We start from the raw sequence: 26,279 nt of genomic DNA on the forward strand, positions 1-26,279 counted from the left end.
GTCACTCAACCTTGTTAACTATCTACCAACTGACAGTCAGTAAGATGGATGACACATCTAAACCTAGTATCGATAATTAGCACTGTGAGAAAAAGAGAGCGTTTTACGCGATTTTCATTCCGTATTTGATAACTAGCAGACAAAAAAACGTCTTTATCTACATTCAGTAATCAAAACGGGAACAGCCGCAGTCATCACCCTTCCCTATTTACGACTCAACAGTCACCCAAGGTGGAACACAGCTCACCAGCAATCAATGAGCCTAGCGTCATCAGGCTTGATGTAATAACCATCAAAACGAAAAAGGGATGACAAATAGCTGTCATCCCTTTTTAACGTTATCGATTCTAATCGTTACGCTTCTTCTTCAAGTAGTTGATCATCAAACATCGATGAACACTTAATTTCAAATTGGTTAAAGGTAAATAGGCTAGCGCCATGGACTCGCTTCGTCACTACCTTCTCATCGCCAAATTGAACCGTTACGTGCGTGTAGACTTTGCTCGTTACTTCAATGATGTTTTCTTCAAGTAGGCCCTCAAACTCTTCTGCGTGCTCATCACGGGCAGCTTTGACTTTTTCTAGCCTTGTATTAGCCGCTACTTTGGTTTTATCAATCTCATCCTGTTTTTCTTCGCTGCGTTCTGCTTTGGGCAGCTTCTTAAACTCGATCTCTTTTCGGATGACATTCATTGTTGCTTCTTGCGCTAATTCATACTGCTCTTTGAACTTAGCTTGGCGATCTTTATGCATTTGATAACGAGCAAAAGCATGAACATGCGTCGGCGTATCGCCTTCTACACCTAAGTTAACGCACGTCACTTTACCGCCGACTTTCGCAAGGCCGCCACTCAACGTGCCTTGTCTGCCAGCTTCATCACTTACGGTTAATTGGTTACCACAACGTATTTCATTGTTTAAGCAGTGCACCGACAAATCGATGTTATGTCCTGCTTGTAAAAAACTAAACTGAGCATAGTTGGCTTTGATGCTACCGCCCGCTTTCACCACACACGATTTCTGCTCGTCGTCTGATACGTTGTGACCAATGATGCCTTTGGCGACTTCGATATCACCTTGAGCTTGTACATCAGCAGACTCAATAAAGCCCCCAACGGTAATCGTTCCTGTCGCTCTGACCACCATATCCGATTCAATGTTGCCGCGTACAATCACGCTACCTTTAAATCGCACATGGCCGGTTGCGACACCGATTGATGGAACAACTAAGACTTCATCCACATCGACACTGCGCTCATGCAAGATAGGCATACCCGCCACAGTAGCGACCAGTACGTTGGGATTTTTTTCAGAGAACGCAGAACCTTTGCCTTCTTTAAGCACACCCTCTTTACCTTCAGTTGCAGGAATAGCATGTCCCTGAACGGTAATACCCGGCGTACCTTTCGTCGGTGGTTCATAACGCATTAGAGGTTGACCAACCACAACGCTGATCGTTTCGCCGAGATTGAGCATATCGACTTTGCCAGTTTCGTCCTCGACAGGTGCAAGCACTTGTTTTGAAGCGTCTTTAACCAAAGGAATAAATCGAGCATCTCTGCCATGGATAGGATTCTTACCTGCTGCGACGGCTTGAGAAAATTCCTCTCCCGGAGCAAGTTTGTGACTTACCGCTAACACCTTTTTCAATGCCAGCTTATTGATTCCTTTGGTCACGGTTGATTTAGCTAACGCATGAATCAATGTTGGGCCAGAGAGTGCTTTGCCTCCGTATGCGCCCGTCACTTTCATTGTTGCGAGCATGTCGCCTTCAGACAAGATCAACTCAACCGCAGCATCACGCTGCTCGGCAATAATGATGCCTTGGAATCCTTCAGATTTCCCTTCTTTTGCCAAAGTAAGAAAACGCAAAACCTCTTCTTCGATTAGGAAGAATTTATCGGCGCCTAAATCCTTCAGTGCATCAGCCAGACCTGTTTGGTCAAAATCGGCGCTGAGTGTAAGTTCTTTAGGCAACTGCGCTACTACCTGCTGCTCGTCTTCAGAACGAGCAACAATATCACTCCACATGGTTCACCTACCTTGGTTTTATCCAAGAATCAGTTTATAAAATTTCAGCCGATATAAGTATGAATTACGTAGCATTTTCCATTAAACGTTCTGTAATTGGTCACAAAAGCGAGCCATAGATAATTCCGTTTATGCATGCTGTGAATAGAAATCCATCTATGTAAAACCATTTACATTGTAAATTGACCTGACAGAAAATCTCTACCATTGACAGAGGTAGAATAAACCCTCTACCATAAGAACTATGTAAAACGTTCATTCTACCTTTATGTCGACAGTTCAAACTCAAATCGCTGCAAAGCTTGAAAGCGCATTTAGCCAATATGGCTTCGCTGAACCAAGCGTTGCGAAACTCAAGCAAGCGTGTGGCGTTAGCTTGCGTACCTTATATAAGTATTACGGTTCAAAAGAAGAAATGATTGTTGCCGCGCTTGAATATCGCCATCAACGTTATCTTGCTTTGCTTAAGCAAGATGTCGATGACAATGGCTTAGAAGCGCTATTAAACGTGATTGGAAAACTGACCGTTTGGATGAGAGACGAAGCCCCAAATGGCTGTATGTCACTCAACGCGTGTACCGCTTTTCCCAACAACCAAGAAATCGCACACGCGGTGCAAACGCACAAACAACAAGTGGGTGCTATTCTCGGAGAAATATCAGGACAACCCGATAAAGCCGAGCAGTGGCTACTCATTCATGAGGGCGTCGTTAATGCGTGGCCAATACAGGGTGAACTCGCAATAAAAACCGCGCAAGCAATCATTCAAACGCTTTATAAGGAGCCTCGCTAACCATGCGTAAATCAAACGTATTACTCACCGCTCATGGCGAACCGGAAGTACTACAATACAGTGAAGAAATACCACTACCAACCGCGCAAGCTCATCAAGTACTGATAAAAGTGCTTGCAGCCGGAGTAAACAACACCGATATCAATACCCGCACAGGTTGGTATTCAAAAGGTAATAACGACAGCAAAGACGCCGGTTGGGCTGGTAATGCTTTGACGTTACCAAGGATTCAAGGCGCTGACGTGTGTGGCGAAATCGTCGCTGTCGGCAGTAACGTAGACGCTTCACGTCTTGGCGAACGTGTCATTATCGAGCCATGCCTAAACCAGTTTAATGGGGAGCCACTTAGCTCAACATGGTATTTTGGTTCTGAATGCGATGGAGGGTTTGCTCAGTTCACGGTTGTTGACGGGATATACGCCCACAAGGTAAACAGCGACATGAGTGCAGTGGAACTTGCCTCTTTTCCTTGCTCTTACTCCACCGCTGAAAACATGCTTACCCGATCAAACGTACAAAGTTGCGATACGGTTTTGGTAACGGGCGCATCTGGCGGTGTAGGCTCGGCTGCAATACAGCTAGCGAAAGCCCGCGGCGCGAAAGTGATCGCCATTACCAGTGCAGGTAAAGTATCTCAATTAAAACAGCTTGGTGTAGATGAAGTGGTATTACGCGACGCTGACTTGGTTAAAACTCTTGGCTCAAATAGCATTGATGTTGTGATCGACTTAGTCGCCGGATCTCAATGGCCATTATTGTTGGAGGTATTAAAGCCTCACGGCCGTTATGCAGTGTCGGGCGCGATAGGTGGCCCTATCGTAGAGCTTGATGTAAGAACGCTCTATTTAAAAGATTTAAGCTTTTTCGGCTGTACTCACCTTGAGCCTCAGGTATTTCCTAACCTTGTTAAACGCATTGAAGCAAAGCAAATCCAGCCTTTAGTTGCAAAGACGTTTGCACTTAAAGAGATCGCAAAGGCACAAGCCATGTTCTTAGAAAAAGGGCATGTGGGTAAAATCGTCCTCGTTCCTTAAGCGTTATCGTTAAAGACTATGCCGAGCTAGGAAAACAGTGTGGCGCGTCAAAACTGTATATGGCCGTCACTTTCTTCCCTTGTTTTGAATAGCTTAATGAATCACACAGCTCCGTTGCCAATACAATACCTCGTCCGTGAGTAAGCGGGTTATCGATCTCTTTAGGTAAGGCATGGTAATCAAATCCTTCCCCGTTGTGCTCCAACTGCATGGTAATGCGTTTTTCTACTGGGTTGTAATCCAGCTCTAAATTGATCCACGCATCATCGTCCAATTCTGCCAGTTTATCTTCCCTCACTTGATAAAAACGAAAGAAACCATCCGCCTCCTCTTTGATGCTAGAGTCCATTCGCAATAAGCCATGATCAATCGCATTGGAAAACAGCTCCGACAATACCGAGCATACGAGATCAAGATGCGCGCCACCTTTAATTAAGCCAGACAGATATTCGCGCACTTCATTCACGACACTCACGGTACGCAGTAACTCAGCAGAAAAGTGAATCGTAATATTTGATGGCAGAGTACTTAATACCGGTAATTCCTTTTTGGCGATCTGATCTTGCGCACACGAGATAGGAAACTCCATCGCGAGTATCGACAAATCATCATCGACCGAGCGCAACGAAAACTCTTTAACCGATTCAAACAAGGTAGGAATGATCGCTTGGCCACTTTGCAGCACTTTCTCTAAACGCTCTTGTCCATAACGCTCGCCTTGCTCGTTCATCGCCTCTATAACCCCATCGGTGTAAGTCACTATTTTCTGATCCGGTTCTAACTTGAAATGAACCAGATCGGTTTCAAACTCATGAGACGGCAGCACGCCTAAAGGCATATGCTTTGAAACAAGCTTGCGGCAGATTTGTCCATCAGGGTCAATTAGGTAGCCATCGGGCAACCCACCGCCCCACCATGACACTTCAAAACCGTTAGCTCGGACTTCAAATAAACTGGCGGCCAACATCATTCCCGGAGGTAAAAATCGAACCAAGACGTCATTCATCTCCGCCACGATTTCTCCCAGAGATAATCCTTTCACTGCCATGGAGAAAAAAGCTCTTGTCGCCGGTATGGCTGATATGGCGGCCGGTAAGCCATGGCCGGTTGCATCTGCAATCATCACGTAAATACCGCCGTGAGGACGATTGGCGACAACAATTAAATCACCATTAAACACCGTCGAAGGTGTTGAGATGTAGTTTACCCCATACACATGCTTGACCTGCCCGCTCATCTCTTCCTTTAAGTTGGAGAAGATGGACTCTGCAATAGCGTAGTCATAACTGACTTGTTCATGGAAATGGCTGAGCTGATCTCGTTGTACCGCTACTTCATTGTGCATACGCACGATGCGAAAATGCGCCTGAACTTTAGCAAGCAACACACTGCGTTCAACCGGCTTTAGAATGAAGTCATCACCCAGGGCGAGACAACGTTCAAATGAATCGTGATCATCAAGTACGGTTAGGAAGATAATCGCGATGTGCTGATGCGGAAAGGCTTGGCGAATCTCTTGCGCAGTCGAAAAGCCATCTTTAATCGGCATCATCACATCAAGTAGAATCACATCTGGCAAATCGTCCATCTTTTTCATTGCATCAACGACACCGACACCATTTTCAAAACCATCGATGCGTGTCGCGATATGGCTCAGCATAAATCGGCACAACTCTCGGTTGGTCGCGTGATCATCAACAATCATTATTCGCATTGCTGCCCCCTACTCTATTCGAAACTTGCGGTCGAAGCGTGAAATAGAAAGCACCTTTCTAACTTGAGGCAAAGTATTTGTGATTAGAATGGCTCCGTCGTCTTGCTCTAAGTAGTTGTACATATTAATCAACATCCCAAGACCCGAGCTGTCGATGTAGTCCACTTTGCGTAAATCTACCGTAAAGCGGTAGTTTCTTTTATCTGCGTAGCAGCGCTTAAATTCGTTCACTAAGTTAAAGCCAAATGCACCATCGACAAAAATCGTCACCTTTCTATCTCTGGTATCTATCTCTGTTTCAACCGACATAATTCCCCCTTTAATCCGCGTTGATCAGCCATTGAAATGCTGACTTTGGGCGGTGAAAGGCTATTCTCTACCGCGGTCGTGAACTGCCCTTTGGCAATGCCACTGGCTACACACTAATTCGTATTGTTTGTGGTGTAGATATTCGCAACAGGGCAACGAATGAAAACGAAACGACGAGAGGAGAGAGTCAACCGCGTTAGCGCCATTGACTCAAATACGATGTAGGGCTTAGTGAGTAGATACGACACCCATCCATGGTGTATTGAAAAACAAGCGAAATATGCTCTCGTCCGCATTCTTATTTTGCCTAGCCATAAAAAACTGATTGCTTATGTTTTAGTCTAGAAAGAAATAATGGATTAGCAACTCTGAGACAGACTTTAATATTCTCTTTCGTGCGGTATAAAGTAGGAGCGATGCGGCTAGCCAATCGCTAATGATAAGATTAAAAATAGGATTAGAATTTACAGTGTAAACAGCGTGCCAGTTTACACTGTAAATATATCAAGTGATGAGCTGAGGGTTTTACAGTGTAAATTTGATCAGATTAATGAACAAAGGTCTTCTCTCAACTGCTGTTCGACTTGCTTACGCCCAGTAAGTGAAAATGCCTTCGCACATTCACTCCAAGACCACTGCTGAACAATTTTCCGGATAACCAAATCTGACGCTTGCTGCAATGCCTGTTCGTCGCTCATTAGCAATCTCTCGATGAATGGCGCGACCGCATCAAAGCTCGAACCACCTTGCACGTAATTATTTACCGCAGCCGGTATAGCAACAGAATGAGAGTTGACGACCACAAGATGCTTTAACAATTCAACGTCGATATCGCGGAACACATCTTTAGCCAAATAAAGGAGTGATTGTTGCTGAAGCTGATGAACTTCACCTATCCAGCTCTGCGTTCCCTTGACCAACATAAGAGAATGGCAACCGCTGGCTTGATCGCGCTGGCTACCTAAACGCACATACACATAACCATTCGCTTGCCAGAAACGAACCAAATCAGACGTTGCGCCAAAGCTTGTCGAGTAATAGTCGTAATCGGTCATCGACTCTAATTGCGCGACTAAATCGCTACCTACCCCAGTATTTTGCCATTCAGGGTGAACAGCAATTCGCATAACTCTGAGGCTGGCTTGTTGAGCGGCAAGCTCAAAACCATAATGATTCAAAATAGAAACTGGGGTCATGTGCCCTTTCGGACGACGCTTGCCAAGTTTGACACCATCAAACAAATCGTCCTCTAGCTGACCTTCTTCGATGGCAACAATACACCCTACACAAACATCATGGCTAAAAGCGGCATAAAGATGAACGCTAGTATCTGACAACATCAGAATTAAGTCGTTCGGGGTAGTTTGATAATGGGCATTCACTAATAGAGCAAAACACTCTCTGAGCAATTCTGGCGATTGGAATAACTGCTTCTTTTCTATCTTGGCTAACGAGAATTCGGTGTCCGTAACATAAGGGCATCTCGCCAAATCGTTATCTAACAAAAACGTTTGATACTGCCAACGCTCGATGGGGTCATTTTCGGCCCAACGAATCGGTTGGCTCATATGACAAAATTGATTTCCAGGACGATTGTCATCAAGCCACTTTTTGAATTTGATACTAAAACCACGACCACATCCTTCGTAGCCGTAAATGGTGGTTGAAAATACCATTCGATGATAATGCTCAACCATCTGCTGTAACATCGGCAGTGGAATAGCCGCCGCTTCGTCAACCAGCAGCAAATCGCAACTTGGTCGATTTAGCAAAAGGTCATCTGGCGCAACAAACTGAATCGTCGCACCTTGCCAGCTTAAACATGTTTTGCTGACGTCAGCGCCACCAAGTAACCGGCTTGCGTGGTCAAATATAGGCTGAACCGCTTGAACAGTTGGTGCAGTAACCACAATCGACATGGCTGAGTTCAATGCCTTTTTACTTAAAATGAGTTCTGCACTGGCAATCCCTAACGCACTGCTTTTCCCTCTTCCTCGGTCAGCGGTGATCACAAGTGGACGCTTGCGATGACCAGTCACAACTTTGTGGACTTTCTCTATAATTTGTTTTTGTTGAGCATAGCAGTCGACCTCTACGGTTTGATACGCTGGTGGCAGTTCCGGTAACCATACGTCTTGTTCAACGATCAAGAACTGCTCAAAGGCGCGCGCCATCCATTTGTAGGCATACCCTTCTAACGCCAAATTTTCTCCGACTACGACCACTAAGCCTCCGCCAACGACCGTACCTAGTGCGGAAGTAAAACTGTTCGCATCAAAACTCGCTGAAACATCAACAATAAGAACTTGGCACTCCTGCCCTAACAACTGTTGGCCTTTGTTCGATGCTACCACGCGAACATTGTCATTATCGTTCACGCCGCCTAATTGAAAGGTATTGCCGGAATAGGCATTCTCAATCGCCGTCAAACACTGATGTTGCCAATCTGCATCACCACGAATCACCACTCCCTGCCGATGATTCATAAGCAAAGACTGTTGAGATAAACGGGAGAAGAAAGTATTGAGATTAAACATAGCAAATGCAGACCTTTATAGAGTTAGCCATAGTATACCTTGTCAGGATTGAAATGCTGCCATGAAGATTGTTAGCCCGCCCTAGCGAACATTGATTTAAGTAAGCGTTACGATTTGGAGGCACAAAAAAAGCCGCAAATAGCGGCTTTCTAATAGACGGGGCAATTTACTTAAGCTTGTTTTCAATAAAGCTAAGGATATCTTTCATTAGCTCGTCATCAATTTTCTTAAGATTGAGCGACAAATTAGCACCTTTGCGGTTGTAGCTTACGCGACCTTTAACGAGCTCTACTTTGGTATTCGCAGGACGTTTCGTTGGAGCAAGCTCTTCAATCCAAGCTTCGATCATCTCTGATACGTCTTTGGTAATACGCGCAACACCCTGAGCTTCACTGCGTTGCCAAGCGAAACCTTGCTCATCCTGACACTTCTTAAGCAGCAGCGATTTATCAGCATGGCTCAAATCACTAAATTGTTTATGGAGCTTTACGATAGTTGGGCGGCCCAAATCCGCGACATTTGGATATGCTTGCAATAGCGCTAAAGGCAAGTCAGCAGCTTTCAACGCACCACTCACTAACGCTTCGCTACATTGGAACATTTTCGCCAATGCCTTTTGGTCTTCAGCTTCACCGCTTTCTAGCTTAGCTTGCATTTCCTTGCCCTTCTCATAGAGAGAAAGAGGTTTATGTGCGTTTGCTACATCAGATAAGAACTTAGCGTGCTCTGCGTTAATATCTTCAGCAACATAAATAAGGAAAGGTTTACCAGCCAAGATACAAGACATGCGACGACGGCTACCATCAAGCACTTCAATCTTGCCATCTTCACGTTTGCGCCCCACTGCCGGGTACTGTTGGCCACGTTCTTTTAGCGTGACCAATACATCCGATAACGCGTGCTCATTTAAAAATGATTGCTCACGAGCGTTCTCTGCAAACACAACCGTTTGCTCAGCCACTTGGTCGGCTTCAATGCGCATCAATTCAAAAGAGACTAACTCTTCACCAGCAACCGCTAGTTCGATGATTTGTGCCTGTTCTTTTGCCGCTTGTTGCGCTTCTTGCGGATTCGTTGCTCGGCGTTTATTGGTTTTGCCAAACAATCTTGCATTGATATCTGAGGTTTTAATTGCCATTACTTAATTACCCTTGATTCAGTGTTGACCAGTAGCTATGCAGCACGCGTTCAAGCTCTAGCGCACTCTTTTGAACCGCATCTTGCGCGGTAGCAAGGGTCTTTTTACCCCCTTCAAAATCGCTGGTCGTTAAGTCAAATACTGTGCTGTAGGTATCGGCACAAGTTTCAAACGCACGACTACGAGGAATTGTCGCCATTGTTACCTGATCGCCCAATAGATAGTTCATTTCAGTGAGCACAGAGACTTGTTTTTTATTGTCATCTTCAAACATGGTCGGCATTAGTCGAACAAACTCTAGACCTTTCCAATCTTCAGGGAACATTTCATAAACCGTTGGAAGATGTTGGAAGAAGTTAACTGTTGAAGCCCAGTCTAGACGCTTCGCAGCACATGGAATCAAGAGCGCGTTCGACGCGTACATCGCGTTCCAAACTAATGGATCAACGTGTGGGCCAGTATCAATCATAATGACATCAAAATCATCTGCGATCTTGTCAATCAACTTCTCTTTAAGAAGCTTAACAATGTCTAAAGATTGGTCCTGAGATAGGTTTTGCCATGCCTCAGCATTAAACATGGCATCTTCAGGGAATGCAGACACAGTTTTAAGGTTAGGATACTGAGTTGGCAACAATACATTTTTGTGCAAAAACTCGTTATCGATCTCTACCCCTTCAGGCACGTTTTCGAGCATCACATCAACCGCTGAATAGATGGTATCGTGATCGCTTGTACTGATTTGTGGGTTCAAGAACAGACGTAAAGAGCCTTGCGGGTCTAAGTCGATCAGACAAATTCGGTAACGTTTATCCAAATTCAACGCCATACAAGCCGCAAGGTGTACCGCCGTCATTGATTTACCCGTACCACCCTTTTGGTTTTGTACGTTAATAATCCAAGGCTTGTTGTCTGTATTCTTTTTGCGCTCATGGAACTTAGGAACACCAGCCGCTTCCATTAACATATGCGCTTCTTGTAAAGAAATCGAATAGTGGTTGGCGTTGTTCTTAGTAAACTGATGGCCATCCGCCTCCAACTTGCTAATTGCATCGTCTAACTTACGACGAGTCAAACCAGAACGAGTTTCCATCAACGCTTTTGACATCGGTGGAAAATGCTCATCACTGCGCTCTTCTAACACAATCTCAATACGGTCTGCTTGAACCTGTGCGGTTTGTTCTGCTAGCTGAATGAGATTCTCGATTGTTTGTTCTCTTTTCATTGCCAATTTCCGTTATTAGTCATCGAGTTCGATTGTACAGCAATAATGACTTAAAACAATAAAAAGGTGAACATACACTTATGGATTAGCTTCACATTAAAACGAGATAATTTTCTCATTTTAGTGACAAACGGATAAAAAGCACAAAAATACGCCGTTTTTTCTGGCTAACTTTGTCCGAATTACGCCACAGATTTTAAATGTCACACTGTCACTTATTTACAATGTAAAAACGGTAATTTTGCACTATTTGCGCAGTCGCTCTCGGAACGATTATAAAACCACGACAAATTACGGTGGGTGTAAATTCAACTTTTGTTTCGCAACCCAGTAAACAAAATTTGAAGAGTAGGGCAAAAATCACTCATTCCGTCAGACTCGTGTCGAAAGCATGATCAAGGAGACTATGGTGATCATGCTTTCGGATAAAAAATGGCTCTACGGAACAATGATCAAGGAAATTAAACGTGTTTATATCGCTTTTTCAATCACCTTTCTAAATGATCGTTTTTTGGATCAATGATCAAGGTATTCACTCTTCCGGAAGCATATAAATCTTGCGCCAAGTTACGGGCAAATGCAGATGAACCGTGGCTTCAAGGAAAATCACTCTATATCAACGGGCTGATTGGCTTGCAGCGAAGAAAAGTAAAATGAAAAACACCAGTCTTGATCATGCTTTCGCTTTTTAATGAAGTATGGTTCTGATGTGGATAACTCAAATAGTGAGGTTTTCGGATTTAACCTAGCGGCTAATGTTTGTTCGATTAGACCGATTTGATCGCGATTCCTTGATCATCGTTTCGGTAATAACGCGCAAACTCGTTACAATAACGGAGTAAAGGGTAATCACGATCATAAATGGCCTGTGGATAAGGTGTGAAGTCATGTTGATCATGCTTCGAGGCTTTATTTGATCATGCGTTCAGCTTCGACATGATCATCGTTTCAGAGATTATTGATCATGTTTTCGGGCTTTAGTTGATCATCGTTTCGAGCTTTACTTGATCATGCTTTCAAAGCGTTATTTTTTTTGTTCTTTATAATTAGCAACTTACGACGCCAATTCCGTTCAGATCAATAGATCATATAATCAATTAAGATCAGATTAATCAAAAAGATCAGTTATTAAAAACAATAAGTTTTTTCTTTATTTATGATCTTTTTTTCTTTATTCTTCTGGAACAATATCGATATTACGGCTTATGTGATACGGATCTAAGAAATGAGCTCTGAAGAAAAAATACTGATTAAAGCCCCACGCAGCCACAAGGATGGACACTTATTTGAAGTATCAGAAGCGGCCGTAGACTGGATTGAGCAATATCAGCACTTTAAAGGTGTGACAAAAAGTATTGTTGAACTGCTCAATTTAATTTCCCTACGTGGTTTCAGAAGCAAAGATGGCTTGGTATCAACCACTGAGTTGATCGATGCAACCGATGGACAAATCACTCGTGCGGCTATTCAGCAACGTTTACGCGCCGCCGTCAATATCGGGCTATTCAACCAAATTCCCGTTAAGTTTGAAGAAGGCTTAGCTGGCAAGACAATGTTACATAAGTTTGTAAATCCAAACTTATTGATTTCGGCCTTAGGCGCAACCAGCCTAGTCACTGAAAGTGTTAAGCAAACTGAAAAGCAGAAACGTTCCAAAGCATTGGCTCAAACACAAGTCAATAAACGCTTGTTGAATGAATATGGTCTTAACACCCCACCAGCGATGAAAGATGAAGCGGATCAGTTTGTTGTCTCGCCAACCAATTGGGCAGGCATTATTGACCAAGCTTTGGCACCACCGCGCACACGCAAAAACTATCAGAAGTCCATGGTGTCGATCTCTGGTACGCGAGCGGTGATCGAGACACGATCTTCGAAAAACATTATGACCGTTGATGATCTGATGACGCTGTTTGCCTTGTTTACGCTGACAGTGCAATATCACGAGCATCATCAACACCAATATCAGCTTGATGCCAGTCAAGTTCCTAACAAAACGCCTTTGTACATTACCGATATTCTGTCGTTACGCGGCAAGAAGGACAGCGGCCCTGCGCGCGATTCTATCCGCGACAGTATTGATCGTATCGAATTTACCGATTTTCAGTTACACGAGCTGACTGGACGCTGGCTTAGCGAAAACATGCCAGAAGGCTTCAAGAGCGATCGTTTTAGATTTTTAGCCCGTACCATTACTGCATCGGAAGAAGCACCTACAGAGGGCGTTGACGGCGAAATACGCATTAAACCGAACCTATACATCTTGGTTTGGGAGCCATCTTTCTATGAAGAGCTGCTCACGCGTGATTATTTCTTCCTATTCCCGCCAGAAATTCTAAAGCAGCACACCTTGGTTTTTCAGCTGTACAGTTACTTCCGTAGCCGTATGTCTCGTCGTCATACTGACGTGATGATGTTGAGTGACTTGAACCAAAAACTGGCGCGCAATATCGAATGGCGTCGTTTCTCAATGGATCTTATTCGTGAGCTAAAGCGCCTTTCCGATGGCAAAGGGAGCGATGAGCTGTTCGTGGTGAATCTTTGGGGTTATCACTTAACGATCTCTGCAATGATCGAAAAAGATAAGATCAAAGATTACCAAGTAGATATTAAGTGTGATGTGGAAGAGGTACTGCGTTATTCTCGTGCTCGCACCACCAATGCCGGTAAACGCAATATGGCGCCAACTCTGCCAAACCCATTGCGTAACGAAATGGTTTCACGCCAGCAGCTTGATGAATTATCGCAAATTATTGATGGTGAGTTTGAGCCTATCCAACGCAAAGAACGTTCACCAAAAGGCCATTTAGGGCGTCGCGTTAAACAGCGAAAGCACTTGGTTGAAGTCAATGCCGATGAGATTACCATTACTTTATCTAAATATACCTCTCCAGAGGCTCTAGAACGCAGTATAACGGCTTTAGCTGCCATGACAGGGCATTCCCATGGCTCAATCAAAGAAGAGTGTCTGGAGCTTATAGACAAGCTTGATTGGCTTCGTGTTGGTGAGCAAACTATCCCTTACGAAACGCTGAGCAAAATGGTTGAGCTGTACAACAGCCAAAGTGAGAACAAGCATTTGTCCATTGAGCGCCTTATCGCAGGTTTGGCGGTTCGACGTAAAGTGTGTAAGCAAGTTCTGGAAGGGCACATTGATGAAACTGTCTTTAGAGCCCTCGATGAGGTCGCGGTTTAACGAAAATATGATCAAGAGTTAAGCGGAGCGAAATTGGAATAATTTTCAATTCAAACATACTTACAACACTCCGCTGACACTCAATTGACATAAGTCAGCGGTGAGCCAGTATGATTAATCACGAATAGACAACCTTTTGTCCTTTCTGATGAATAGGGGATGTATCTTCCCTTTAGATTGGCTCATATTGTTACATTCATTCTGAATATTTTTGCGAGTTCGAAAGAGCTCGCTTTTTTTTGTCTGAAATTTGCCAAATACTGAGTGTATTTGGTTTTTGCGCGATGAGTTACGATGAAAAGTAGGGGAGTGGTCGTGTTGATCTGGCAAAGAAAACGGAACGATGATCAAGCTAGCGGCCTTGATCATCGTTCCGTTATTGTTAGTCAAAAATCAGTGTAATGTGACTGAGCCTTGATCATTGTTCCGGAGTTTATTGCCGTTAGGCTCGTTCCAAGCATGAGCGGCCATAAACTCAACATGACTCTCCACCAACATATTGGATTCTCTCTGCCACTTGTCTTGTTCTTGCTGGCTGCAAAACTCAAGACCTAATACAGTGAGGTGTTGTAAACGCTTCATTGACCAATCTTTAAGTTCAAGGTCAGCAAGAGGTTGGCTTACCGTTGCTTGAAGCTTGCTCGTAGCTAGCTGCAAGTACTGATAAGCCTGATTTGGTTTTTGAAAACGCAAACCTTGAAAGACACGCAGGCAGCCATCTAACCAACACGCGATGGCCTTGCTTTGCAGCTCGGTCACTTCAGGACCCCAAACCGAATCTGGCACAGTTAAGATCAACGTTTGCAATTGTTCATCTTGATCATGCTTTCGGTTTTTGTACCAAGTGCTGATTTGTTCTACCCAGGTGTCTAGTTGGATCATGCTGCGTCTACCCAATGCTTAACGAAGTGGTTAGGACCAATTTGATCAAATCCATCGCGAACAATGGCACTTGTTGCGCGGATCTTATCGGCATCTACAGAATAGTCTGGTTCACTTTCCACTAAATGACCAAATGGAAGATCAGGATCAGGTACCGCTGAGATCAACAGTTTGGTGTATGGGTGCTGCGGGTTGGTGAGAAGCGCTTGCGTATCACCCCATTCCACAATTTGGCCTTTGTACATTACTGCCGTCTCTTCTGCGATGTAGTGCGCTGTGGCCAAGTCGTGGGTGATGTACAAGAAGCCAATACCAAGCTCTTTCTTCATGCGTTGCATAAGGTTAAGCACGCCAAGACGAATCGATACATCCAGCATTGAGGTAGGTTCGTCAGCCAGAATCACTTCTGCGCCAACAGCAAGAGCACGCGCTAAGTTAACACGTTGGCGCTGACCGCCACTTAGCTCGTGTGGGTACTTTTTCAAGGTATCCGGAGCAAGTTCAACCAAATCAATCAGCTCTTGTAAGCGACCAGGGATCTTACTGTTGTCTGATACTTGTTTATGAATCTTTAAAGGGCGAGTTAAGTGGTGCTCAATGGTATGGGTTGGGTTTAATGACCCAAATGGGTCTTGGAATACCATTTGTACTTTACTGCGATAATCAAGCAGCTCTTTTCGGCTAGTGATCTGGTCAATGTTCTTGCCTTTGAAAAGGATCTCACCGGTCGTTGCTGGGTACACTTTAGTCATCAAGCGAGCACAGGTACTTTTACCACAACCTGACTCTCCAACCAGCGCTAGCGTTCGGCCTTTATAGAGATCAAAGCTTACTCCTTGCAGCGCTTTAAAACGCTCAACCGAAGAGAAGCCACCACCAATAGTGAATTCTTTAACAATATTGTTTACTTGGATGATTGGCTCGCTCATGCTGGCTCTCCTTCAGTTTGGTGTTTACCCTCATGGATATTCGGGAAAGATGCCCATAGCTTTTGCGTGTAAGCATGCTGTGGGTTATTACGGATGTTCTTTGAGGTATTTACTTCCACAATCTCACCATGGCGCATGATGGCGATGCGATCACACAATTGGCTCATCAAAGCTAAGTCGTGGGTAATAAACAACACAGAGAAACCAAACTCTTCACGTAGCTGATAGATTTGTTGCAGGATTTCACGTTGAACCACAACATCTAGCGCGGTGGTTGGCTCATCCATAACAATCAGTTTCGGGTTCAATGAAAGTGCAATTGCAATCACCAAACGTTGGCGCATGCCGCCACTGAATTGGTGAGGGTATTCGGTTAATCGCTCGCGAGGAATGTTAACCAAATCAAGCAGCTGCTCAGCGCGTTTGGTGGATTCAGCTTCGCTCATGCCTTTATGGTGGCGAAGTACGTCAGCAAATTGCTCTTTCACGGGCAAAACCGGGTTAAGCGAGTTCATGGCACTTTGGAACACCATGGCAATTTCGCTCCAGCGGACCATGTTTAGCTCGCTGTCAGGCAGTTTTAATAGATCACGGCCTTCAAAGTGGATTTGACCACCTGAGATAAACGCAGGCGGCTTATGTAGGCGGTTTATCGCAAACGCAATGGTACTTTTACCGCAGCCAGATTCGCCAGCAAGACCGAAGATTTCGCCCTTGCCAATATCGAAGCTAACCGACTTAACGGCATTAAAGTCACCAGTGTCTGTGATGTAGTCGACACAGAGGTCGCGGATTTTAATTATAGGGTCAGCATGAAAGGCATGCTGTAACAATGTTTCACTCATAATGACACTCACTTGATAAAGATAATGGTTATCATTAACTCTTATTTTGCGCGAGAAAAGAAGAGTGACAAAAAATAGTGAACTAGGTCGAAAAATGAACGCAGGAAAACGCGGATATTGCGCAGCGAAAGCAAGTTTGAACTGGTGAGATTTTGTACCACACTTGATCTAGAACAGCATGGCCTTTCTGAGGGGGAATTTTTTAAATGTACTTTGGAATTTTGGCCGGTGCAAAGAGAATTGCAGCAAAATTTCTACTGGGTATTTGAACTATTAGCACCATCACATTCTTCACCAAATATGCTTAACAAATAGGATTGAGGTTTGTTAAGAATGAGGCGTCCCTAGCATGGTTTGTTCGGAGGTTACAATGTCCATCAATTCTATTGACCATGATGAAATGACAAATATTGCGAATAAGTGGGACTTCACGGAAGAAGTAGAATCGCATAAGCCAACCACGACGGTAAAATCAGCCGAAGCTCGTCGCCGCATTGAAGCGTTGAGAGAGATTCGAGAAAGCGGTCTTACCATTGAGGAAGCAAAGGAACTTGGCTTGTTGCACTGACGTGTATCGTAATGTTTGACCTGTGGGTGGCGAATCATTGAGCCACCCTTAGTTATTTTCAACGTTTTCTATTCTCAACATCCCCCTCTTGTGTGCTATATTTGCGCCTTTGTATTTTCTGATTCGAGATCCAGCATGTCGATAAACTTGTCACTTCTACCTGCCGATGAAAAGAACCGAGTCGAGCTTGATAAGCAGGCTTCGTTTTTGGTGTGGAAAATGAGGGAAGCAAAAGGCGGCCCTGAAGAAATTGATCTGCAAGCTAACAAGCTAATTGATGAGAATGAGCGCACTTGGTTTTTGGAGTGTGTTGCAAAATACAAACGAATAATGGGTATCGCGTAGCCCAAGCCGTTAGGCAAAATTGAAAAGCCTCGACATTTTGCTAAAATCCACCGCGTTAAATTGAATTAAGAGAGAACATCCCGATGGGAAGAAGTTTTGAAGTGCGCAAAGCCTCTATGGCTAAAACTGCTGGCGCAAAAATTAAAGTTTATTCCAAATACGGTAAAGAAATTTACATGTGCGCCAAAAACGGCGGTGCAGACCCAGATATGAACTTGTCGCTTAAGCACCTGATTGCTAAAGCTAAAAAAGACCAAGTTCCTGCACACGTTATCGAAAAAGCGATTGATAAAGCGACAGGTGGTGGCGGTGAAGATTACGCTCCTGCTCGTTACGAAGGCTTTGGCCCTGGCGGCACAAGCGTAATCGTTGACTGTCTGACAGATAACGGCAACCGTACATTCCAAGATGTTCGCCAATGCTTCGTTAAGTGTGGTGCGAAAATCGGTGTTGAAGGTTCAGTATCTCATATGTTTGATCACCAAGCTGTATTCCAGTTTAAAGGTGAAGACGATGAAGTGATCCTAGAAACGCTAATGATGGAAGACGTAGACGTGACTGACGTTGAGCTAGAAGACGGTGTTATCACTGTATTCGCTCCGCACACTGAGTTTTTCAAAACTAAGACAGCGCTTAACACAGCATTCCCAGAGCTAACGCTAGATGTGGAAGAGATTACTTTCGTACCTCAAACGCATACTCCAGTAACTGGCGAAGATGCTGAGAAATTCCAGAAGTTCCAAGACATGCTGGATGATTGTGATGATGTTCAGCAGGTTTACCACAACGCTGAGCTGTAATTGCTAAACGTGATATGTAAAAGCCTCGCACATGCGAGGCTTTTTTATTGCTGCTCGTTAAAGTGACTCCTAACTGTGAGAGAGTGATGGCTTCGTTGCTTTGGGTTTACAAGCGTAATGAGCGACCAAGCAGCACAGTGCGTAGAGTATCGCCAAAGTGACCATTAACTGCCAACCGCGTAGGAAGGTACGTTCAAGCCCCAAGTTCTGATGCGAGATATACAGCTGTATAGGCAACATCGTTGCTAGCAAAGCATCGGCATGAAGATCGCGCATCTGACTATCGGATTTCGTCATCATTGTCGCGATGACAAAGATTAAGCCCGCCAGTAGCAAGGTATAGCCTCCGACGACACTTTGATGTCCTAAGAGCAGTAAGCTAAATATTGCCGCAATGGCACAGCCACCCACCTGAGTAATGAATCGACGTTCAACGACCTGTTTAAAGGTAGATATTTGGTTTTGTGTGGCCGCTGCGATAACAGGCACCAAACAGAAGGTCGCAGAGAGCATTTCTACTTGCATCAGAAACCCTACGCCTACGCCAACTAAGCCGATAAAGATCAATCTTTGTTGTGCTGAAACCGCCTTGTCTGATGGGGGATTCGGCTTTCCGGTACTCGGTATAGGAAAACAATACACCGCCAGTTTGCACACTAGGATAGTGATGGCCATCGAAGTGAGAATTTCATGGATACGCATCGCCATATTGGTACTAGAATGCTGAGCAAATACGACAATTAAAATCCAATTAAAGGTTGGCATTAGCATCGCCCCCATCTTGGCAGGAGAAGTCGCTTGTCGGCGCATGAAATCCAAGAAAAACAGGCTGATGGTCCAAATGATAAATGGATGGTCGCTAAACGTTTCACTCACCACAAGAGCAGAACTGGCTGCAAGCAATGTTGGCACAAAGGTGCGCGTTAGTCCGCGCCAGCTATAGTCTTTGCTCTTCGTCATGATGATGGTTGGGTAAAGTGCCAAATAGACTGCTGAATCGAGTGCGAGCAGCTTTCCCAACATCATACAGGCAGTAATTGCGAACGTGATTCTAATCGCTTCATTGTTCGGTGAAGGTTGAGTAAAACATTTCATGCTGTGTCCGCTCTAATAGAGGTATCTGAACATAGAGACAAGGTGAATCCAAGCATTGCTGATTGGGCTTATCCAACTTGAAGGTTCACTGACACTGACACTGACACTGACACTGACACTGACAGAGGCTCGCGCACCTGCAATTAAACTCGGATCGAGTGCTTCGACTGCGATACGCACGCGGATCTTCTGTTGATCGCGAATCCAGCGACTATCGTTAATCACACTAGATAGTTGACCACTGCCATTATCGGCGTCGTGAACGGCTCTCTCTTGGCTCTCAATATGACCAATGAAAATCTGACCTGGTAAGGCATCAAAAGCGATTTTTACCTCACGACCAGCCACTAAATGTCCCATTCCTTTCTCGTTGAAATCAGCACTTAGCCATGTTTGAGCTTCATTGACGAGCAATAGAGCGGGTGAGCCTTGCGTGATGTAGCTGCCTTGCTGCAATTGAAGATTGGTCACGACGCCATCTGTTTTGGCGATAATGCGGGTATGGGTATGATCTAATTGTGCACTCGCTAGTTTTGCCTTGGCCAGTTGGATAGCTGCATTGGTTTCTGCGCCAGATAACTGCGCTTCAATTCTTTCTATTTCGGCTTCTGCAACCGAAAGAGCGCTGCGAGCAACATCAACATTGGTTTTGGTGTCATCCAGTTCCTGCGCGGTTGATAACCCTTTCTTAAACATGGACTGTGCACGCTGATATCGATTGTTTTGATTGTGCAGTTCAGCCTTGCGTTGGCCTAATGTTTGTTGTGCGGCGATCAGCTGTTGCTGAGTGGCTTTGTAAGACTCTTTCGCTTGCTCGAGTTCTGCTTGCGCTTGAACCACTTTGAGTTGATAGCTATCAGCGTTGAGGGTGAACAGTAGGTCTCCCTTTGCGACTTTCTGACCGTTACTGACAGAAACATGCTCAATCACGCCTGAAACTTCAGGGGCTATTGAGACGATATTACGATGCAAAGACGCTTGGGTTGTGAAGGGAGATAAATTATCTGAAGTAATCAGAAACAGTGAAAAAACGGCGGTGATACTCAAAACCGCGTAAAGGGTATATTGGTATATTTTTTCAGTCACAGTGTGTTCTCTTGCTCTGTATCGCTTCCTTGGATGTGAATGATTGGCTTTTGTTGCGAAACACTATATAACCAAGCAATATTGAGAAAAATAAGCGGTTTTAGAACCATGAATTCCATATTTGGAAACGTTGACGATCTTTATCTGTTTTGTGCCGTGGTGGAAGCGGGATCGCTGCAATCCGCTTCCAACCATCTAAAGCTGCCGGTTTCAACCATGTCTCGGCGTTTATCAGCGTTAGAAGATAGGCTTAATATTCGCTTACTTGAAAAGCAGGGTAGGGAGCTGGTGGCGACAGAAACTGGGCAAAATGTTTTTGAGCAGTTTAAAAGTGGTATGGAGAGTATTGAAACGGCATTTAAACAGTTGAGTGAAGATAGCCAAGAGGTGGTTGGCAAAATCAAACTCGCATTGCCGCACAATTTTTACCGAAGCTTTGTTAGACAAGTCGTGGAAGAATTTTTGCAAGCTTACCCGAAGGTTCGATTAGAGCTGATTTTAAGCCAAGAGCAAATGATCCCACAAACGGATCGCGATCTATTGATGACGTTTGATGTAACTGATATGCAGGGCATGATCGCAAGGCCATTGTTTACGGCTCAACATGGTTTTTATGCGAGTCCTGAGTATATTGCCAGCCATGGGCCTATGACGAAAATAGAGGATCTAAAACGTCAAGATTGGGTGTCGGTGGATCATATCAATGAAATGACAGTTTACCAGCAGGACGATTTGGTTGAGGCGATAGCCATTAAACCCAAACTGGTGGTCAATGACATTCTTGCTGTTGTTGACGCGGTAGAGAAAGGCTTAGGAATCGCGTCACTGCCTCATAAGCATATAAGCCAAGATTCAAAGTTAGTCCAAATACTGCCTGAATATCACCGTAGCGCTCGACAAGCCTACTTAGTATATCGCGAGAGGAAGTATCAACCTAAAGCGCTCAGGTTGCTTATAGAAGCGCTTTTAGCGGGTGTCGCGAGTATGGCAAGCTAACAGGGGGAAATGCACGGCTTATCAGCAATAACAAGCCGCGCATTGTTGGTCTCATCTAGTAGTTGTAAAGGTTGCCGTCCACCAGCACTGAAGCAGTATCGCCATGTTCAGTGAGGATGGTTGCCGAAGGGCGATAACCTTGCTTTAGATAGCCAAGTTGATCATCAAGTTTCATGGCTCGTGCTGGGTTTGTGCTTGCCATTTGATAAACGTGCGCAGCATCCACGCCCCAATCAATGAGGTTTTTCACCGATTGCGCCATCGTAATGTGCGCGCCTGCTAAACTGCCAGCTTCGTTAACCAATTTACCGTCTTTAACACGAATAGTTTGGCCATCTAGGACGAAGCTTTCATCTGGGTTACCTACAGAAGCCATTGCATCGGTGACCAAGACCATCTTGTCTTTTGGCTTCAGTTTGATTGCCATAAGCAAGTTTTGCGGATGAACATGAATACCATCGGCAATGTAAGATGCCCATCGTTCGTCATCGCTCAATGCTACCCCTACCGCACCAAGTTCACGGCCGGTTTGAGGTGACATAGCATTGTACAGGTGAGTAAAACCATTGATGCTTTCACGTTTACCAACAAGGTCTTGTTCGACAAGGTTAGTATGGCCTGCGGCAATAATGCAGCCTTTATCAGACAGCCATTTTATCGACTCTGCATCCACTTGCTCTGGCGCTAAGGTGATGAAGTTCACGCCGTTATTTAACCAAGGGAAGGCTTCTAACTGCTTGATTGTTGGGCTGTAGAAGTTGTTTTGATCGTGAGCGCCTTTTTTATTTGGGTTTAACCAAGGGCCTTCTAAATGGATACCCAACAAGCCATCGATTTCTTGCTCCATACCTTGTGAAATGGCTTCCAATGCCGCTGCCATTGCTGGTGGTTTCTCACTGACTAATGTTGGGAACAAATACGCAGTGCCTCCTTGGCGATGCGCTTTTATGATGGTCTCGATAGCTTGTACGGATTGCTCATCGTTAAGCATGACACCGCCGCCGCCATTGACTTGAATATCGATAAAGCCAGGAACAATGGTTGCCCTGCCGTAGTCAACTCGCTCAATGTTAGCATCGAGTTGATCGATGGGAATGATGTCGACAATCTTCGTATGATCAAACACTAACGCGTGTTGCTCTAAGTAGCGTTCACCGTCAAACAATGTGTGGGCGGTAATAGCTTTTAACATGAGGTTTTCCTTTTCTCTTTGGGCTATTTTTCTTTATCGGCAACGGCATCAAGATACCAAGAGGTTGCGACTTCAAGACGGGTTAATGCCGATCCAACGGTGACAGAAAGTGCGCCTGCTTGGATCGCTTGTTTACACAGTTCGGGAGAATTGAATCTTCCTTCTGCCATAGTGAGGTAACCGGCTTGAGCAAATGCAGTCACGAGTGCCAAGTCTGGCTCTTCCGGCGTGACCGCGCCAGTGTAACCAGAAAGTGTCGAGCCAATCAATTCAATACCTTGCGAGTGCGCCCAAAAACCGTCTGCAAACTCTGCACAATCCGCCATGCCAATGCAGCGTGACTGTACAATTGCGTCAGCAATGGCTTGGCGACTCTCTGGCCTCACTCGATCTGTAGCATCAAAAGCAATAATCGCTGCACCTGCGCTTTCTAGCGCTTTTACATCGTCAATAAATGGTGTGATGCGTACTGGGCTGTCTGGTAGATCGCGCTTAACGATGCCAATGATCGGTATCGAAACCGCCTTTGCTACAGCAGCAACGCGCTCAACACTTTCGATTCTTAACGCGGGTGCTCCGGCCATTTCTGCGGCTTTAGCCATAGCAACAACAAACTCGGTAGTATCGAGTGGGCTTCCTTCAACTGGTTGAATTGAAACGACAATCGTGTTGGCCAGTTTCTTGGCCATTTCGGTGATATCCCAGTTCTTCATAACTCGCCTCTTACCTATGATTTTTATTTTTAGAACTTGTTTGTGAGGCAGTTATACTCCTGAAAATTATCTTCATCCACAATAAAGAAAATATTTTTTACAGTGATCACGGATTTTCTTCATGGTATTTGAAGGAAATTTTTATTGTGTTGATAATTGACTCGATTAAGGGAAGCTGCGTAGCGGTTTGAAATACAATATTAATAATTCAAAGGGTTTGGAGGATACATGAACAGTATCTTTTCTGTACTACAAAAAATCGGTCGGGCATTCATGTTGCCTATTGCGGTATTGCCAATGGCGGGTATCTTACTCGGGGTTGGTGGTGCATTTACCAGTGGGCCACTGATTGAAACCTACAACTTGACCTTCCTTGCGCCGGGAACTCTGGCTAACCAATTTTTGGTGCTTTGTTTCCAAGCGGGTCTATTCGTGTTTGTGAACTTACCTTTACTATTCGCAGTTGGTGTTGCGATTGGTATGGCAAACAACAACAAAGAAACGGCGGCACTTTCTGCGGTATTGGGCTTTTTGCTCTTTCATACCGTGATTGGTTCAGTGCTTGGTTTCCAAGGCTTATCGCCAGATACCACTAGTGTAGAAGCGTTGATTGCGGCTGGTGCAAATGCCGATGAAGCGGTAGGTCTCGCCTCAATGTACACCAAAGAGCTCGGTATCTTTACTCTACAAACCGGTGTCTTCGGCGGTATTACGTGTGGCCTATTGTCAGCGTTTATCACTAACCGTTTTTCTAATGTGACGCTGCCTGATTACTTGGCGTTCTTTAGCGGTAACCGCTTAGTGCCAGTGATGACCATGTTGTTCTTTATTCCACTCGCATTTTTGTTCCCATTCATTTGGCCACCAATTTTTAAATCTATCGTTTTTGCTGGTGAAGCCTTCTCCGCAATGGGGTACATCGGTACTTTCTTCTACGGCTCTTTGATGCGTCTATTGAACGTCTTTGGCCTGCATCATGCGATTTACCCACTGTTCTGGTACACCGAATTAGGTGGTGTTCAAGAGGTTGCAGGTGAAATGGTTGCAGGTGGTCAGAAGATTTTCTTCGCTCAGTTAGCAGATCCTTCAACGGTTCACTTTAGCTCAGAAGCAACTCGCACAATGACAGGTGGTTTCCTGCCAATGATGTTTGGTCTACCAGCGGCTGCTTTGGCTATGTACCGTTGTGCGGATGACAAGAACAAAGCAAAAGTGAAAGGTATTTTGTTCTCGGCGGCCTTAACGTCATTCCTGACGGGTATTACCGAGCCACTAGAGTTCACATTCTTGTTCGTCGCACCTGTATTGTACGCAGTACATGCGGTGTTAGAAGGTGTGGCTTACATGCTGATGCACATGCTTGATGTAGCGGTAGGGATTACCTTCTCACGCGGTATCATCGACTTTACCTTCTTTGGTTTGTTGCAAGGTATGGAGAAGACTTCATATCAATGGATTCTAATTCTTGGCCCACTTTACTCAGTCATTTACTACTTCGTGTTTAGCTTTATGATTCGCAAGTTCAACTACTCAACACCGGGTCGTAACGATGCAGAGAGCAAGCTATACACACGTAAAGATTACAACGGTAAAGAGAATGCGCTGATTGATGAAATTGTGACAAACTTAGGTGGTAAAGAGAACATCGCGTCAATCGATGCGTGTATCACTCGTCTTCGTATCACAGTGAAAGACAGTGAACTGCCAGCAAGTGATGAAGTGTGGAAGTCACTTGATGCCAAAGGGGTCATTCGCTCAGGTAATGGTATCCAGTTGATATACGGCACTCAGGCAGAAACCTACAAGAACCAGATAATAGAAAAATATCAGTTATAACAGATAATTGAGATCAGAACCCAGCAAGCGCTGGGTTCTTGTTGTTTGAAATTACGTTATACTCCCAGCGTCAGTTACGGAATCAAGAGCTCTATGAACGCACAACCTCAAGTTAATCTACTTTCTCGCCTTCGCTACGGCATGGAAGGTTACAGCCCTAAGTTAAAGACAGTGGCTGATTTTATTGTATCTAACGCAGATAGTGCTCAGTACCTGACGATTACTGAGTTAGCAAGAGATACCATGACCAGTGAAGCGACCGTGATTCGCTTGTGCCGCGATTTAGGTTTCAAAGGCTATTCTGATTTTCGTATGGCGTTGGCGATCGAAATAAGCCAGCCGCAAGCCACTAAAAATAACGATGTACCAAAAGAAGATGGCGACCGAATTGACGATGCAACCCAAAGTGCCATTACCAGTTTGCAAGACACCAGTGCACTGATTGACCGAAAGCAGATTGATCGTATTTGTCAGATGATTCATCAGGCAGACAACATCCACTGTGTCGGTGTGGGAGCATCTAGCATTGTCGGGCGTTACTTATCGTTTCGTTTAACTAGAATTGGCAAAAGCTCGACCATGTTTGAAGACACCCATATCGCCGCGATGCGTGCAGTGAAATCAAAACCGAGTGATCTCTGGTTTGCGATTTCAAGCTCTGGCTCGACCAAAGATGTCGTCTACGCAGCGACCCGAGCAAAAAGCCAGCAATCACCGGTGGTGAGTTTGACCAACATCCGCCATAGCCCATTATCCGTAACCTCAGATGAAGTCTTGGTAGCTGCAAGACCAGAAGGCCCATTAACTGGCGGTGCATTCGCCTCGAAAGTCAGTGCCTTGTTACTGGTTGATATCTTGATCAATCAGCTGGTGGCTGAATATGAAGAGTACGCAGAATCTGTTAAAGATACCGCTGAAGTTACTATGGCGTTCATGGTTTAACGCCAACCTGATTTGCAGCGAAGTCTTGATTGCTGAATAAGCCACGACGGCTGAGCTGCGAACTCCTTTCGTT

The 26,279-nt window shown here is 44.8% G+C and carries 22 protein-coding genes; 9 read left to right on the forward strand and 13 right to left on the reverse strand.

What is annotated here, in order from left to right; all coding sequences use genetic code 11:
• Positions 1-354: 354 nt before the first annotated feature.
• Positions 355-2,031 carry a DUF342 domain-containing protein gene (locus OH461_RS15615; protein WP_270021500.1) on the reverse strand — a complete coding sequence of 559 codons (1,677 nt, stop codon included), beginning with the start codon at positions 2,029-2,031 and terminating at the stop codon, positions 355-357.
• A gap of 268 nt (positions 2,032-2,299) precedes the next feature.
• Between OH461_RS15615 and OH461_RS15620 the strand changes: the two genes are divergently transcribed.
• Entirely contained in the window at positions 2,300-2,824 is a 525-nt protein-coding gene (locus tag OH461_RS15620) for a TetR/AcrR family transcriptional regulator (protein WP_270021501.1), read from the forward strand.
• Between the two features lie 2 nt (positions 2,825-2,826).
• Entirely contained in the window at positions 2,827-3,858 is a 1,032-nt protein-coding gene (locus OH461_RS15625; RefSeq protein ID WP_270021502.1) for an alcohol dehydrogenase family protein, read from the forward strand.
• A gap of 16 nt (positions 3,859-3,874) precedes the next feature.
• Here the strand turns inward: OH461_RS15625 and OH461_RS15630 are convergent, their stop codons facing one another.
• The 5 genes from OH461_RS15630 to OH461_RS15650 all read right to left on the reverse strand — a co-directional run bounded on the left by OH461_RS15630 (position 3,875) and on the right by OH461_RS15650 (position 10,781).
• Positions 3,875-5,572 (reverse strand): ATP-binding SpoIIE family protein phosphatase, encoded by a 1,698-nt coding sequence (locus OH461_RS15630; protein WP_270021503.1) that lies wholly within the window; start codon positions 5,570-5,572, stop codon positions 3,875-3,877.
• A gap of 9 nt (positions 5,573-5,581) precedes the next feature.
• Positions 5,582-5,881, reverse strand: a complete 300-nt coding sequence (locus OH461_RS15635; RefSeq protein ID WP_270021504.1) for an STAS domain-containing protein — start codon at positions 5,879-5,881, stop codon at positions 5,582-5,584.
• A gap of 542 nt (positions 5,882-6,423) precedes the next feature.
• Entirely contained in the window at positions 6,424-8,418 is a 1,995-nt protein-coding gene (locus tag OH461_RS15640) for a GNAT family N-acetyltransferase (protein ID WP_270021505.1), read from the reverse strand.
• A 166-nt stretch (positions 8,419-8,584) separates the two neighbouring features.
• Positions 8,585-9,556 carry a ParB/RepB/Spo0J family partition protein gene (locus tag OH461_RS15645; protein ID WP_270021506.1) on the reverse strand — a complete coding sequence of 324 codons (972 nt, stop codon included), beginning with the start codon at positions 9,554-9,556 and terminating at the stop codon, positions 8,585-8,587.
• 7 nt (positions 9,557-9,563) lie between these two features.
• Entirely contained in the window at positions 9,564-10,781 is a 1,218-nt protein-coding gene (locus tag OH461_RS15650) for a ParA family protein (protein ID WP_270021507.1), read from the reverse strand.
• Between the two features lie 1,225 nt (positions 10,782-12,006).
• Here OH461_RS15650 and OH461_RS15655 point away from each other — a divergent pair.
• Positions 12,007-13,977 (forward strand): replication initiator protein RctB domain-containing protein, encoded by a 1,971-nt coding sequence (locus tag OH461_RS15655; RefSeq protein ID WP_270021508.1) that lies wholly within the window; start codon positions 12,007-12,009, stop codon positions 13,975-13,977.
• Positions 13,978-14,370: 393 nt separating this feature from the next.
• Here OH461_RS15655 and OH461_RS15660 read toward each other — a convergent pair whose 3' ends face one another.
• Genes OH461_RS15660 through OH461_RS15670 form a run of 3 tightly spaced genes read right to left on the reverse strand, consistent with a single transcriptional unit; the run spans position 14,371 to position 16,633 of the window.
• Positions 14,371-14,859: a transcriptional regulator gene (locus tag OH461_RS15660; RefSeq protein ID WP_270021509.1), complete on the reverse strand. Its 489-nt coding sequence runs from the start codon at positions 14,857-14,859 to the stop codon at positions 14,371-14,373.
• A complete protein-coding gene (locus tag OH461_RS15665) occupies positions 14,856-15,788 on the reverse strand; it encodes an ATP-binding cassette domain-containing protein (protein ID WP_270021510.1) in 933 nt (310 codons plus the stop codon). Before OH461_RS15665 ends, OH461_RS15660 begins: the two co-directional genes overlap by 4 nt.
• Positions 15,785-16,633: an ABC transporter ATP-binding protein gene (locus OH461_RS15670; protein WP_270021511.1), complete on the reverse strand. Its 849-nt coding sequence runs from the start codon at positions 16,631-16,633 to the stop codon at positions 15,785-15,787. Before OH461_RS15670 ends, OH461_RS15665 begins: the two co-directional genes overlap by 4 nt.
• A 370-nt stretch (positions 16,634-17,003) precedes the next feature.
• On the opposite strand from OH461_RS15670, the gene OH461_RS15675 reads away from it, so the two are divergent.
• From OH461_RS15675 to OH461_RS15685, 3 genes are all read left to right on the forward strand, one after another.
• Entirely contained in the window at positions 17,004-17,201 is a 198-nt protein-coding gene (locus tag OH461_RS15675) for a PA3496 family putative envelope integrity protein (protein WP_260262105.1), read from the forward strand.
• A gap of 135 nt (positions 17,202-17,336) precedes the next feature.
• Positions 17,337-17,546 (forward strand): DUF3283 family protein, encoded by a 210-nt coding sequence (locus OH461_RS15680; RefSeq protein ID WP_270021512.1) that lies wholly within the window; start codon positions 17,337-17,339, stop codon positions 17,544-17,546.
• 83 nt (positions 17,547-17,629) lie between these two features.
• Entirely contained in the window at positions 17,630-18,346 is a 717-nt protein-coding gene (locus OH461_RS15685; protein WP_270021513.1) for a YebC/PmpR family DNA-binding transcriptional regulator, read from the forward strand.
• Positions 18,347-18,415: 69 nt separating this feature from the next.
• On the opposite strand, the gene OH461_RS15690 is transcribed toward OH461_RS15685, so the two are convergent.
• A complete protein-coding gene (locus OH461_RS15690; RefSeq protein ID WP_270021514.1) occupies positions 18,416-19,441 on the reverse strand; it encodes a DUF2955 domain-containing protein in 1,026 nt (341 codons plus the stop codon).
• Positions 19,442-19,453: 12 nt separating this feature from the next.
• Positions 19,454-20,527 (reverse strand): HlyD family secretion protein, encoded by a 1,074-nt coding sequence (locus tag OH461_RS15695; protein WP_270021515.1) that lies wholly within the window; start codon positions 20,525-20,527, stop codon positions 19,454-19,456.
• A gap of 108 nt (positions 20,528-20,635) precedes the next feature.
• Here OH461_RS15695 and OH461_RS15700 point away from each other — a divergent pair, with 108 nt between their 5' ends.
• A complete protein-coding gene (locus OH461_RS15700; protein ID WP_270021516.1) occupies positions 20,636-21,523 on the forward strand; it encodes a LysR family transcriptional regulator in 888 nt (295 codons plus the stop codon).
• 55 nt (positions 21,524-21,578) lie between these two features.
• On the opposite strand, the gene nagA is transcribed toward OH461_RS15700, so the two are convergent.
• Both nagA and OH461_RS15710 read right to left on the reverse strand, forming a co-directional pair.
• The gene (gene nagA, locus OH461_RS15705; protein ID WP_270021517.1) at positions 21,579-22,715 is read right to left on the reverse strand and encodes an N-acetylglucosamine-6-phosphate deacetylase; all 1,137 of its coding nucleotides are present in this window, start codon (positions 22,713-22,715) and stop codon (positions 21,579-21,581) included.
• 23 nt (positions 22,716-22,738) lie between these two features.
• Positions 22,739-23,428 carry an N-acetylmannosamine-6-phosphate 2-epimerase gene (locus OH461_RS15710; RefSeq protein WP_270021518.1) on the reverse strand — a complete coding sequence of 230 codons (690 nt, stop codon included), beginning with the start codon at positions 23,426-23,428 and terminating at the stop codon, positions 22,739-22,741.
• Positions 23,429-23,656: 228 nt separating this feature from the next.
• On the opposite strand from OH461_RS15710, the gene OH461_RS15715 reads away from it, so the two are divergent.
• Entirely contained in the window at positions 23,657-25,264 is a 1,608-nt protein-coding gene (locus OH461_RS15715) for a PTS transporter subunit EIIC (RefSeq protein WP_260262033.1), read from the forward strand.
• A 93-nt stretch (positions 25,265-25,357) separates the two neighbouring features.
• The gene (locus OH461_RS15720; RefSeq protein ID WP_270021519.1) at positions 25,358-26,206 is read left to right on the forward strand and encodes a MurR/RpiR family transcriptional regulator; all 849 of its coding nucleotides are present in this window, start codon (positions 25,358-25,360) and stop codon (positions 26,204-26,206) included.
• The last annotated feature ends 73 nt before the right edge of the window (positions 26,207-26,279 follow it).

Origin of the sequence: Vibrio sp. LaRot3, from assembly GCF_027587025.1 — a bacterium.
GTDB lineage: Bacteria > Pseudomonadota > Gammaproteobacteria > Enterobacterales > Vibrionaceae > Vibrio.